This window comes from Devosia sp. LC5 (assembly GCF_000735585.1).
Taxonomy (GTDB): Bacteria; Pseudomonadota; Alphaproteobacteria; order Rhizobiales; family Devosiaceae; genus Devosia.
In genome coordinates this window covers 15941-28824 of sequence record NZ_JNNO01000008.1, presented here as the reverse complement: position 1 = coordinate 28824, position 12884 = coordinate 15941, and the positions used below count along the sequence as shown (strand labels likewise).

Genomic DNA, 12884 nt, shown 5'->3' with positions numbered 1-12884 from the left:
CTTGAGGCGATTGGGAGCGGAAACCATGGAAACGGTTAGGGCATGGTTGGCGAGAGTGGGGCGTCCGCCTTCAGGCGAAGAACAGCGGGCATTGAAAGGCCAAATGGGGGCGTTATCTGCCCCGGCCGCAACGCGCCCCAAATCGGTCGTTGAGACCGCCTCATGAGTTTCCTAAAAGCTGTCGGCCGCAGAGTCTGACAATTACTTTGCCGATATATTGCTTCGATATCTGCGGCATCGCCTACGGCGGGAATGCGGCGTCAAGTATTGGCGGACGAAATCGATGCGACGAGATTAATCGATGCCTGAACCCTCACATTCTCAAGGCACTTCTCGGCGACCTCTTTGGTGAGTTCGGCGACGATGCGCACTACTCGGGACAGGGATCGGCTCCCATCCATGGCGATGCTGATCGTTTGCGGCTCGGCGCCGTGGTCACGAACTGGAATGAAGACCAGGTCTCCTGCCAGCAATTCTGGCGCAGCGTCGAGCTCAGAGGTAAAGGCGACATAGTCACCGCTTTTGGCGAGGAGTTTGACCAATTGCAGCGAATTGGTCTCGATGCGTTTTTGTCCTTCGGAAAACAGCCAGCTGTAGCGCGACTCGAGGTAGCGCCGGATGAGCAGCGCCTTGCTTTGCAGGGCGATGGGATATTGGACCGCTTCCTGCAGACTTGTGGTCTTGCTGCCGGTCAGGGGATGAGTGGGCGACACCACGCATCCGAAGGGTAGTTCGGTCTGCCACAGGGTGTGGATCTGGCGCCGCGGCGACAGATTGAAGGCAATGATCAGGTCTGCCGTCTGATTGAGGAGAGCCGCGACTGCGTCGTCGGTACTGACCACTTCGATATCGAGCGAGATCTGGGGATGGCTTATCGACAATTCCCGGACCAGCGTCGGCAGGAAACTGTTGACGTGGCTGTCCATGGCTGCCAGTCGCACATGTCCCTGACTGACGCCCTGCAATTCCTTGATTTCAGCGGCCAGCCGCCGCTCGTCCGACCGCCATTTCCGCGTTAGTGTCACGATAGCGTCCCCAGAGGCGGTCAACCGCATGCCGCGCGCCTGACGCTCGAACAGTTCTACGCCCAGTTCCTGCTCGAGCAGCAGGATTTGCCGGTTTATCGCCGAGGCCGCGACGTTGATTTCCTTGGCGGCGCGCTGAATCGACCCGGAGCGTGCCACCTGATCGATATAGCGCAAACTTGCCGGGACTAGATAATTGGGCATTGTCGCACCATCCTAATTTTTCGCATGGATGATTGCTTAAACTCTGCTGGACGGCAATTGTCCTCTTGCCGATGATGCCTTCAAGAATGCAGCTATTGCAGACTTGGAGCTATCCCCGATGAACGTCGCCGCCACCCCGACCCTGCCAAGGATTGAGCCGGCCATGCTTGCGCAATTGCTGCGCGGCAAGGCATCGGGGGTCGCTCTTGTGCTGCCCGCGACGGCATTTCTGGCAGTATTCTTTGTCTGGCCGGTGCTGCAGATGATTGTCCTCAGCGTCACGCAGCAACGAGTCGAGGGCGTGTTGATCGAGGGCTGGACCCTCGACAACTACCTGCGCCTCTTCTGCAATGATCTCTATTTTCGGGTTCTTCTGCGCACCCTGCGGCTGGCAGCGGCATCAAGTGTCGTTGCTGTACTGCTCGCCTACCCGCTGGCGATCGCGATCGCCCGGGGCGGGCCAGGTCTCGCCCGATTGGTGACCATCACTCTGGTCGCTCCCTTGCTGGTCAATGTCGTCGTGCGATCCTATGGCTGGTCTGCCATTCTCAACAATGCTGGGGCATTGGCCTATGTGCTCAAGGCTACTGGCCTTTCGGCCAGCCCGCCGGCCCTGCTCTACACCGAATGGGCGGTGCTGATCGCCTGCGTCCACGTCTATCTGCCCTTCGTGGTGATGCCGATCGCCACTGCCATCGGCCGCATCGATCCCTCGGTCGAAGAGGCCGCGCGTGTGGCCGGCGCATCGAGGATGATGACCTTCCTGCGCGTCACTTTTCCGCTCAGCCTCCCCGGCCTGGCGGTCGGCGCCTCGCTGGCCTTTTCGCTGACGGCCGCCGCCTATGTCATGCCCCAGATTTTAGGCGGGAACTTCTCGCCGCTTTTGGGCACGCTCATCGAACAGCAGGTGCTCACCCTGAGCGACTGGCCATTCGGCGCCGCAATTTCGACCCTGCTGATCATCGTAGTCCTCGCGGTCAACCTGGTCTTTATCGGCCTCCTCAGCCGCCGCTTCTCCCGATGGACCGGAGGCGCAAAATGACCGACTCCGTCATCAGCCTGCCGATCCGCATCCTGGTCCTGCTGCTGCTTCTCGTCATTGTCGCGCCGCTGGCCGTGCCGATGCTGATGGCCTTTTCCGACACGCCCTTCCTGACCTTCCCGCCGCAGGGATTCACACTGCGCTGGTTCGAGCGCGTGCTGTTCGGCCCCGAAGCGCAGACCTCATTCCTGTTCTCGCTGCAACTGGCCTTTCTGGCCACGATCACCGCCCTGCTGCTCGGCGTGCCGGCTGCCGCGGCCCTGGTGCGATACGAATTTCGCGGACGCTCGGCTATTATCGGGTTGATGCTGTCACCGGTCATCGTCCCGCTGATCGTCACCGGCGTCGCCCTGCTGCAGATGTTCAGCAGCCTCGGCTGGGGCGACACCCTGACCCAATTGGTGATCGGCCATGCCGTCGTGTGCCTGCCCTATGTGGTCCGCTCGGTGACGGCCAGTTTCGTGCTGGTCAATCGCGACCTGGAGGATGCCGCCGCCGTAATGGGCGCGCCGCCCCACAAGGTGCTGACCAAGATCGTCTGGCCACAGGTGCGGCCGGGCATCCTGGCAGGAGCGGTGTTCTCCTTTGTGGTCTCGTTCGATGATTACCCCATCTCGATGTGGCTCGCCGACGGCAGGCACTTCCCCATCCCTCTCTATCTGCACGGCCTGCTTGAGCGGTCCATCGATCCCTCGATCGCCGCCATTTCCACCCTGGTCATCCTGTTTGCCCTCCTTCTCGTGGTCGTCATCGAAAAGGTCTTCGGCATCAGCATCGCCCGGCTCGCTACCTGACCTCCCCTCTCACCCACAGGAATTCACCATGACTTCGATGAACCGCAGGACTTTCGGAAAACTCGCGCTTGGCACCGCCAGCCTCCTGGCTGCCCCCACTATTCTCACCCGCAATGCCTGGGCCCAAGGCAAGGAAATCCAGGTGGGCATCTGGGGCGGTGCGCAGGGCGAATATGTCCGCAGTTCGATCGTGCCCCAGTTCGAAGCCGATTTCGGCTGCACCGTCATTACCGAGGAAGGCTTCACCCTCGCCAATGTCGAAAAAATGCGCGCAACGCGCAGTAATCCGCAGTTCTCGGTGATGTTCATCGACGACGTGGCCATTCCGATCGCCCGTGACGAAGGGCTGATTGCCGAATTGCCGCTCGACCAGATGCCAGCGTCCGAAATGCTGTTCGACCGCTTCAATTTCGGCGGCTATGGCACGGGCCTGGCCATCTCGGTCGCGAGCCTCTTCCACAATACCAGCGTTACGCCACCCGACAGTTATGGCGACCTGTGGGATCCGAAATGGGCCGGCAAGATCAAGCTCGTCAGCCCCAAGAACACGCCCTCCGTCTTTTTCCTCATAGTTGCTGCCGCCCTCAAGACCGGCAAGCCCTTCTCCGAGGCGCAGTATGAGATCGGCAATGCCTTTGACAAGGTCGCCGAGCTCAAGCCCAACGTGCTCAATATTTTCGACAACGGCCCGGTAGCGGTTGGCGAAGTTGCGCAGGGGCAGGCCGATATCGGTTTCCTCGAGCTCTCAAAATATGTCTATCCCTACACCGCCCAAGGCGCGCCGGTGACCATGAGCTTCCCCAAGGAGGGCAGCTTTGCCGGCAACAATTCCCAGGTGCTGGTCAAGGATGGTCCCAATCAGGACCTTGCCGTCGCCTTCATGAACCGCATGCTCGAATCCGACGTGCAGAAAGCCTTTTCTGAATTCGCCCTGACCGCTCCACCGGTCGCCGGCATCGAGTTCTCGGAAGAGGCCAGCAAGTACATGGTCTATCCCGACACCGCGATGGACAGCGCCGGCCTGTTCACGCCGGACTGGGAATTCGTGAACGCCAATCGCGCTGCCTGGACCGAGGAACTGAACGGCATTTTCTCGGTCTGACGCCGACATCCGCCCCGGAGAAGCATGACATGAAAATCAACATCAGTGACGCGCAGATCCGGGGCGCCCATGTACAGCTCGAAGGCCTGTCAAAGGTCTATTCCGGTGGAACCGTGGGTGTGGATGCCATCGACCTTGCAGTGGCGCCGGGGGAAATCCTGGCGCTGCTGGGACCCTCCGGGTGTGGCAAGACCACGACACTGCGGATGATCGCCGGGCTGATCACCCCAAGTGCCGGTGAGATCCTCATCGATGGCACCTCGATCGTGTCGCTGCCAGTTCACCGGCGCAATCTGGGCATGCTGTTCCAGAATTATGCACTGTTTCCGCATATGAGCGTACTCGACAATGTGGCATTCGGCCTGTCGATGCGGGGCGTTGCCAAAGCGGAGATCGCCGAGCGAAGCCGAGAAGCGTTGCGCCTCGTGCAGCTCGAAGCACTTGCCGACCGCTTGCCCAAGGCGCTTTCCGGCGGCCAGCAGCAACGCGTGGCTCTGGCCCGCGCCATCGTCTATCGGCCACGACTTCTGCTGCTCGACGAACCCTTGGGTGCCCTCGACAAGAAATTGCGCGAATCCATGCAACTGGAGTTGCGGCAACTATGCGCCCAGCTTGGTCTGACCATGGTTCTCGTCACTCATGACCAGGAAGAAGCCTTGACGCTGGCAGACCGGATCGCGGTCATGCGGGGCGGCAGGATCGAACAGGTCGGCCTTGGGCGCGAGGTCTATGAACATCCAATCTCCGCATTCGTCGCCAACTTCATCGGAACCTCCAATCTCGTCGACGCGCGGATCGTTTCTCGCGACGGGGATGTCACTGTCCTTGAAACCGATCAGGGGCAATCCATCCACTCGACCACCAGGCATGGCTTCGCATTGGGGGATGCCGTCACGGTTTCCATCAGGCCTGAACATGTCACCCTTGCTCCTTCTGGGGCTTCCGCGTCGGGCCCGAATAGCCTCGAAGGCCTCGTGACGCAGGCGGTGTTCAAGGGCCAGAACCTGGCGATCCATCTTCGCGTGCCGGGAGGGGCCGATTTTGTCTGCACCATACCGGTCGCGATGACCGGGTCTGCCGTGCCGGCGGCCGGCCAGATATGGCGCATGACCTGGCCTGCCGACCGCACCATCGTGGTGTCGCGCGCATGACCATCGACCTGCCGGTGCTGGATTTAGTCCGACTGAACACGTGCACGACCGACGAGTTTGCCGACCTGCTTGGCGGTGTTCTCGAGCACGCTCAGTACCTGGTGCGCCGAGCGGCGGACGCGCGCCCTTTTGCCGATCTGGATGCGCTGCATCAGGCCATTATGCGGCAGGCGGAGGCCCTGCCCGAAGCCGAACTTGTCGCCTTTCTGTCGGGCCATCCGGAAATCGCTGGCAGTGAAGCGCGCGCGGGGACGATGACAAGCCACTCGACCGCCGAACAGGGGCGCCTCAACCTGGGGCAATTGCCCGAGGGCGAGGCGGCACGGTGGATCGATCTCAATGCGCGTTACAGGTCGCAGTTCGGCTTTCCGTTCATCATCCGGGTTGCGGAACATGACTATGCTTCGCTGCTGTCCGTCTTCATGCAACGCCTGGACAATGATCGCCAAAACGAGCTGAGCCAGGCTTTGTCGGAGATCGGCAAAATCTCCCGGCACCGGTTGGCGGCCCGCCTTTCCAATTAGGGTCATTACATGAACAGGCTTGTTATGCTCCCGCGAGGCCATCGGTGATGCCAGAAATCAATTCACTGCGGATCGGTGTACTCACTCCGTCCTCCAATACGATCCTGGAGCCGGCAACAACCCGCATGTTGTCGGCCATTCCGGGTGTCAGTGTTCACTTCAGTCGATTTCGTGTCACCCAGATTGCGCTCTCGGCCGACGCGCTGGCCCAGTTCGACAATTCGACAATCCTGGATGCTGCGCAACTGCTCGCCGATGCCAAAGTGGATGTCATCGTCTGGAGCGGCACGTCCGCCGCCTGGATGGGCTTCGACAAGGACGAGCGCCTATGCGCCGAGATCACCCAGCGCACCGGCATCCCTGCCGGAACTTCGATCCTTGCCATCCGCGACGCCTTCACGCAGTCTGGCTACAGCAAGATCGGCCTGGTCACGCCATACCTCGATGAGATCCAGCACCGCATCGTCACGAACTGGACCGCCGCCGGCCTTACCATCACCGATGAGCGGCACTTGTCCATCCAGGACAATTTCAGCTTCTCCCGGATCAGCGAGGCAACAGTTGCCCAACAGGTGCGCGCCGTCGCCGCCTCGGGATGTCAGGTGGTTGCCATCCTCTGTACCAACATGGTGGGCGCGGGCATTGCAGCGGCGCTGGAAGAAGAGCTCGGTATTGCCGTGTTCGATTCCGTGGCCACAGCGGTATGGGACGCCCTGCGGATCACCGCGCGAGGCCCCGCTCTTTTGAGTCAATGGGGACGTCTGTTTTCAGGCGTCCCCCGGGCACCGGCATCCCCTACCAGGTCCTCGTGATGCTGCCTTATCTGCTGACCATCGTGGTGCTGATCGGATTTGCCGGGAAAGTACGCGATCCAGCCGCGCTCGGGCAGCCGTTCCAGCGCAACAAGGCCGAGTGAGTATCCATGTTTGTCGATAGCCACCTGCATCGCGATTTCGATGAATTCGCCCATGATCGATCAGCGGTAATGGCGCGGGCCGGCAGCAATCGGCATCGAAACCTATCTCACCACTGGTATAAAGGTGCGCGACTTCGGCCGGGGTCCGTGCCGTCGCCGAGATGCACGACAATGTCTATTGTACGGTGGGCACGCTGCCGCATTTTTCCGACGAGGAGAAAGACGTCACGACCGAAGAGATCGTTGCACTCACCCGCCATCCCAAGGTTGCCGGGATTGGCGAGGCGGGGCTAGACCGGGTTTATGGGACGGCTGATTGGACAAATCAAATCGCCGTCTTCGCCGCTCATCTTGCGGCGGCTCAGGAAACGCAATTGCCACTGGTTATCCATTCGGTGCGCGAAGACGAAACCATGGCGGCCATGCTGCGAGAAGCCACCGTCGCAAGGCCATTTCCGTTTGTAGTGCATGCCTTTTCAGGTGGACCGCTTTTGATGGAGACCGCCCTGGACCTCGGCGGCTATTTCGGCTTTGGCGGCCTCATGACTTATGAAGGCAACGATCAAATCCGCCAGGCCGCGGGCAGCCTTCCACGCGACCGCATCCTGCTCGAAACCGACTCGCCTTCGATGCCCCCAGCGCCGTTCGAGACCGATCGAAATGAGCCGGCCAACCTATCCAAGATAGCCGAGCTGCTCGCAAAACTGCGCGGCGATGGAGTCGAGGATGTCGCCGGCTATACTACGGACAACTTCTACCGCCTGTTTGCCAAGGTTGCCCGGCCTCCTGTTGCCCACTGACGAGGGCGAGTAGGGGCGCCCGCCTCGATCATAGCCTTTGATTGACAAGCTCCGCGGCCAAAACTACCATACAAGTATCGAAGGCGGATAAATTCCCGCTGAATGGCCGGAGACACGTCATGGGCTCAAGCAAGCCCAGCCACGGTATGTTGGTAAAGCGTGCGCTACGCGGAACGTCTTTGGTTTGACCGGATAAACACGGACCATTGCTCGTTTCGACCTTCCGCAGGACCCCTTGTCGATCTCAGCTGTGCGGTCACGGTTGATGGATTGGTCCTTGCCCCTCCATCGCTCCCGCTTTTGACCCGGTCCGCCGGGTAGTGTTGCAGGCCGATCCACAACGGACGCCTGGGAGGGGACCGGTATTTGCCGGAAACGACGCATGGATTTTGGCGCCGGTAGTCACACCCAATCCTCTCCGCTGCTGAACAAGCTGCGCGCGATCGATGTGACGCAACGGGTAACGGCGCACAACAACCCGTGGGAAGCCGCCATTCTTGCCGAATTCGCGCGCTCTGGCGTCGCCTTCACCGCGTCCTCACCGGCCATGGAAAACCGCTTCTACGACGCGGTTGCCGAGCTTATAGCCTGCATCAAGCCCACCGGCAGCGAACAACCCATCCTGCATGAGGGCGGGATCTATCACGGCTGTTGGCTGGAAAGCACCGGCACGATCAATGCCGAATTGCTGTCCCGTTTCGTGCCCTCCATCGCCGCCGCCACCTTTGCCGCCTTTGCCGAGCATCAGCGTGAAGATGGCCTATTGCCCTATAAGCTGACGCCGGACGGGCCAGTTTTCTCGCAGATCCAGCTGGTGTCCCCCCTCGCCCGCTCGGTCTGGACCCATTACAGCCTCAACGGCCGCGACAAGGCGTACCTCGCCAAAATGTACCGCTCCATGGCTGCCTATGATGCCTGGCTGGCCAAATGGCGCGACACACGCAAGACCGGCGCCGTCGAAGCTTTTTGCGCTTTCGACACCGGCCATGATCTGTCCGCCCGCTTCTGGCATGTGCCGGATTCCCCGTTCAATAACGACACCAAGGCATATAATCCCGACAATCCGGTACTGCCCTTCATTGCGCCGGACCTGACCGCCAACGTTGCCTGCCAGCGCCTTTATCTCGCCCGCATGGCCGAGGAATTGGGCGAAGACCCGGCCCCTTGGCGCGCCAGGGCCGAACAGAGCATTGCGGCCCTGTTCGAGCAGTGTTTCCACGCCGAAGATGGCTTCTTCTACGATCGCGACCGCAACGGCCAGCACGTCCGCGTCCAGTCGGACGTACTGCTGCGGGTTCTGGCCTGCGAAGTGGGGGACGACGCCTTTTTCGCCGAGGCGCTGAGCCGCTATCTGCTCAACACGCGCAAATTCTTCGCCAAATACCCTCTCACTTCGATCGCCCTCGACGATCCGCGGTTCGACCCGGCCTATGACTACAACAGCTGGTGCGGCCCTACCAACTTCCTAACCCTGATCCGCACCCCGCATGCCTTCGACCATCATGGCCGCCATGTCGAGCTGACCTGGATTCTCTATCCGATCCTGTCGGCGCAATTCCGCTCCACTCGCTTTGCCCAGACGCTGCACCCCTTCACGGGGCGGGAGGGCTTCACCGAGGCCTATTCCCCCTCGATCCTGTGCCTGCTCGATTTCGTCGAACGGCTCAGCGGCATCCAGCCGCGCCCGGATGGCACACTGTGGTTCACCGGCCTCGTCCCCCACCAGATTGAGCATCGCGACGTGGCGCATGAAACCGCCTATGCGCGCACCGTCGACGGCCACCATTTCGAGCTGGTCAACACCCAGACTCATTCCATCGCCTATCGCGATGGGGAAGTGCTGTTCCGCGCGCCCAAGGGCGTCCGCATCATCACCGACCGCGCCGGCGCCATTACCGGCCTGATCGGCATGAGCGTCAACACCATCGCGGGCACGCTCCATACTAGAGATGGAGAATTCGACTTCACCGCCGCCGCCAATGAGCAATTGCACCTTGAGAACGGAGCTTTCACCCGCCTGCACAATCCGGGACTGGTCCACCCGACCTATTAATCACGCGCCGAAACCGGCCATCAGACCCAGCATTTTCGGCCATTGCCGGCCCGTTCCGGGGATCGGGGCACGCCGACAATGAGGTACGTAGCTCACAATGGGAGGTATCCATGAGCACATTCAACAGACGCAAATTTCTCGGCACCGCCGCCGCCGCTGCCGGCTCAGCGGCAATCCTGTCGGCCACGGGCAATTCCGCCTTTGCCCAGGATCGCCGCATCCGCCATTTCTGGTGGGGCAATCCGGAGCGCGACAAGCGCACATTCGAGGTCATCCGCCTATTCAACGAAAAGAATCCAGGCATCGTGGTGGCCGGCGAAACCCTCGGCTCGGCCGATTACTTCACCCGCCTCACCACCCAGATTGCCGGCCGCAACATGGCCGACGCCATCCAGATGGGCTATGGCGTGATGTTTGAATATATCAATCGCGGTGCCATCCTGCCGCTCGACGAGCATATCGGCAAATCACTCGACATCTCCCAGATCGACGAAAGCGCGCTCTCGGCCGGCCGCGTCGACGGCAAGCTCTATGCCCTTTCGATCGGCGCCAATTCGCACGTCTCGCTCTACAATACGCGCCTGTTCGACGCCGCCAGCATCACTTTCGATCCCTTCGGCTGGACTTATGACGATCTCAAGCGCGTCGCCGGCGAAGTCACCAAGGCCACCGGCGTCTTCGGCACCGACGACAATACCGCCGATTACCAGAACTTCTCTGATTACGTGCACCAGCGCGGCGAGCGCCTGTTCGACGACGAGGGCAATTTCGGCGCCTCCGCCGAAACCATTGCCGACTATTTCGCTATCTGGGCCGACCTGCGTGCGGCCGGCGCCACCCCGCCGGGTCAGGTCTCGGCGGGTCTGGTCGGGGCCGAACTCTCCAATTGGGGCATCGTCACCGGCCAGACTGCGATTTCCTACGCCTGGAGCAACCAGATGGTGGGCGTGCAAAACCTCATGCAGGACAAGGTTGGCGCGGCCATGTTCCCCAATACTCCCGAAATGATCCCCGGCTCGATCATCCAGCCCAGCCAGTTCATCTGCCTCAGCCGTGACACGGTCGATGCCGAGGCGACCACCACCTATATGAGCGCCTTCGTCAACGATCCGGAGATGACTGCCGTGCTTGGCCTTGAGCGCGGCATTCCCGCCAATGCCCAGGTGCGCGCGGCACTGCAGCCCAAGCTCACCGAAATCGAAGCGACCTCGGTCGCCTTCTTTGACGGCATCCAGGGCAAGACCATGGATCTGGCGCCCCCGCCGCCCTCCGGCGCGCAGGAAATCGAAGCCATGTTCGAGCGTGTCGCGGTGGCCGTGCTACTCGAGCAGGCGCCCATCCCCGATGTCGCCAACCAGATCCGCCGCGAAGCCGAAGGCATTCGCCGCCGCGCCCGCTGACTAACTAGCCCGCTGGGGCGTTCCCGGCGGGCCATTGCTTCACGACGCAAGGATGACAGGAATGTCTATTCGATCCAAATTACGCCGCAGCTGGCCGGGCTATGTGTTTCTCACACCCTGGCTGATCGGCTTTTTCCTGCTCTCGATCTTTCCGATCCTGGCTTCGCTCTATCTCGCCTTCACCGATTATGACGCGGTCAATGCGCCAGTCTGGGTCGGGCTCGAAAACTTCCAATATATGTTCGAGTTCGACTATCGTTTCTGGCAGTCGCTCAAGGTTACCTTCCTCTTCGTTGTGCTTTCGGTGCCGGCCAAGCTGATCTTCGCGCTGATCGTGGCCATGTTGCTGGACAAGGGCATTCGCGCCGTCGGCTGGTATCGCGCCCTGTTTTACCTGCCCTCCATTCTGGGCGGCTCCATTGCCGTGGCGATCCTGTGGCGGCAATTGTTCAACGCCGATGGCGTGATTAATTCGGCGCTCGCAGTGTTCGGCATCCAGGGTCCCTATTGGCTCTCGGACCCCAATTATTCGCTCTATACGCTGGTTGTGCTCGCCATCTGGCAATTCGGCTCGCCCATGCTGATCTTCCTCGCAGGGCTCCGCGCCATCCCGCAGGACCTGTACGAGGCGGCCGAGATCGACGCGGCCACGCCCAGCCGGAAATTCTTCGCCATCACCGTGCCCATGCTGGCTCCGGTCATCTTCTTCAATCTGGTGCTCCAGATGATCGAAGCGTTCAAATCCTTTTCGGGCGCCTTCATCATTTCAGGCGGCACCGGGGCTCCGCTCGATAGCCTGCTGTTCTTCACGGTCTACCTGTTCAACGAGGCGTTTAGCTATTTCCGCATGGGCTATGCCTCGGCGCTGGGCTGGGTGCTGCTGATCATCATTGCCGCCTTCACGGCCATCGCCTTCTGGACCTCGAAATATTGGGTCCATTACGAAAATGAGAGGGGTTAGGCCATGACCGACGCAACTTCCACGCGCCTCGCCGATCTCACCGCCGTCTCCGCTCAGCTCCGCGCTGATCGCGCCGTCCGCGCCAAACGCGCGGCGCTGCTCAAGCACGTCTTCCTGATCGCGGCATCCTTCGTGATGATCTATCCGCTGCTCTGGATGGTGGCGAGTTCGCTCAAACCCAATGACGAGATTTTCGGCCAGCTCGGGCTCACCCCCAGCGATCCGCAATGGTCCAACTATACCAGCGGCTGGAATGCTCTGCCGGTCAGCTTCACCAATTTCTTCTGGAATTCGGCCGTAGTGACCGTGCTCTCGGTGATCGGCAATGTCATCTCATGCTCGTTTGCCGCTTATGCCTTCGCCCGGCTCGAATTTTCCGGCAAGACCATCTGGTTCGCGCTGATGATGATGACGCTGATGATCCCCTATCACGTCGTGCTCATCCCCCAATATCTCACCTTCCTGCAGCTGGGCTGGGTCAATACCTATCTGCCGCTGGTGGTGCCAAGGTTCCTCGCGTCCGACGCGTTCTTCATCTTCCTGATGATCCAGTTCTTCCGCCAATTGCCGCGCGAACTGGATGAGGCGGCCATGATCGATGGCTGTTCCCCCTTCAAGATTTACTGGGCCATCATCCTGCCGCTGTCGCTGCCGGCGATGACCACTGCGGCCATCTTCTCCTTCATCTGGACCTGGGAAGATTTCCTGGGGCCGCTGGTTTATCTCAACGATATCAAGGACTACACCGTCCCCCTCGCCCTGCGGATGTTCCTCAGCCAGGACAGCGTTTCCGAATTTGGCCAGATGTTTGCCATGTCGGTGCTCTCCATCCTGCCCATCATCCTGTTCTTCGTCATCTTCCAGCGCTTCATCATCCGCGGCATCGCCATGAGCGGCATGAAATAGCGCTCG

At 60.8% G+C, this 12884-nt stretch carries 11 protein-coding genes and 1 pseudogene; 11 read left to right on the top strand and 1 reads right to left on the bottom strand.

Annotation, left to right across the window (positions count from 1 at the left end):
• Positions 1-260 precede the first annotated feature (260 nt).
• Entirely contained in the window at positions 261-1202 is a 942-nt protein-coding gene (locus FF80_RS05545) for a LysR family transcriptional regulator (RefSeq protein ID WP_160172794.1), read from the bottom strand.
• Positions 1203-1347: 145 nt separating this feature from the next.
• Here FF80_RS05545 and FF80_RS05540 point away from each other — a divergent pair, with 145 nt between their 5' ends.
• From FF80_RS05540 to FF80_RS05490, 11 genes and pseudogenes are all read left to right on the top strand, one after another.
• On the top strand, positions 1348-2271 hold the full coding sequence (locus FF80_RS05540; protein ID WP_035098387.1) for an ABC transporter permease: 924 nt from the start codon (positions 1348-1350) through the stop codon (positions 2269-2271).
• The gene (locus tag FF80_RS05535; RefSeq protein WP_052153215.1) at positions 2268-3065 is read left to right on the top strand and encodes an ABC transporter permease; all 798 of its coding nucleotides are present in this window, start codon (positions 2268-2270) and stop codon (positions 3063-3065) included. Before FF80_RS05540 ends, FF80_RS05535 begins: the two co-directional genes overlap by 4 nt.
• A gap of 28 nt (positions 3066-3093) precedes the next feature.
• On the top strand, positions 3094-4167 hold the full coding sequence (locus FF80_RS05530; protein WP_035098384.1) for an extracellular solute-binding protein: 1074 nt from the start codon (positions 3094-3096) through the stop codon (positions 4165-4167).
• A 29-nt stretch (positions 4168-4196) separates the two neighbouring features.
• Positions 4197-5318 carry an ABC transporter ATP-binding protein gene (locus FF80_RS05525; RefSeq protein ID WP_244445713.1) on the top strand — a complete coding sequence of 374 codons (1122 nt, stop codon included), beginning with the start codon at positions 4197-4199 and terminating at the stop codon, positions 5316-5318.
• Positions 5315-5842, top strand: coding sequence for a 2-oxo-4-hydroxy-4-carboxy-5-ureidoimidazoline decarboxylase (gene uraD / locus FF80_RS05520; protein WP_052153214.1), 528 nt, complete (start codon positions 5315-5317; stop codon positions 5840-5842). Before FF80_RS05525 ends, uraD begins: the two co-directional genes overlap by 4 nt.
• A 47-nt stretch (positions 5843-5889) precedes the next feature.
• On the top strand, positions 5890-6654 hold the full coding sequence (locus FF80_RS05515; RefSeq protein ID WP_035098382.1) for an aspartate/glutamate racemase family protein: 765 nt from the start codon (positions 5890-5892) through the stop codon (positions 6652-6654).
• Positions 6655-6907: 253 nt separating this feature from the next.
• Positions 6908-7558, top strand: a pseudogene (locus FF80_RS05510) (TatD family hydrolase); the annotation flags it as partial.
• Positions 7559-7940: 382 nt separating this feature from the next.
• On the top strand, positions 7941-9611 hold the full coding sequence (locus FF80_RS05505) for a hypothetical protein (RefSeq protein WP_052153212.1): 1671 nt from the start codon (positions 7941-7943) through the stop codon (positions 9609-9611).
• Positions 9612-9721: 110 nt separating this feature from the next.
• Positions 9722-11011: an extracellular solute-binding protein gene (locus FF80_RS05500; RefSeq protein ID WP_035098380.1), complete on the top strand. Its 1290-nt coding sequence runs from the start codon at positions 9722-9724 to the stop codon at positions 11009-11011.
• 61 nt (positions 11012-11072) lie between these two features.
• Positions 11073-11972 carry a sugar ABC transporter permease gene (locus FF80_RS05495; RefSeq protein WP_035098378.1) on the top strand — a complete coding sequence of 300 codons (900 nt, stop codon included), beginning with the start codon at positions 11073-11075 and terminating at the stop codon, positions 11970-11972.
• Positions 11973-11975: 3 nt separating this feature from the next.
• The gene (locus tag FF80_RS05490; RefSeq protein ID WP_035098375.1) at positions 11976-12878 is read left to right on the top strand and encodes a carbohydrate ABC transporter permease; all 903 of its coding nucleotides are present in this window, start codon (positions 11976-11978) and stop codon (positions 12876-12878) included.
• Positions 12879-12884 lie beyond the last annotated feature (6 nt).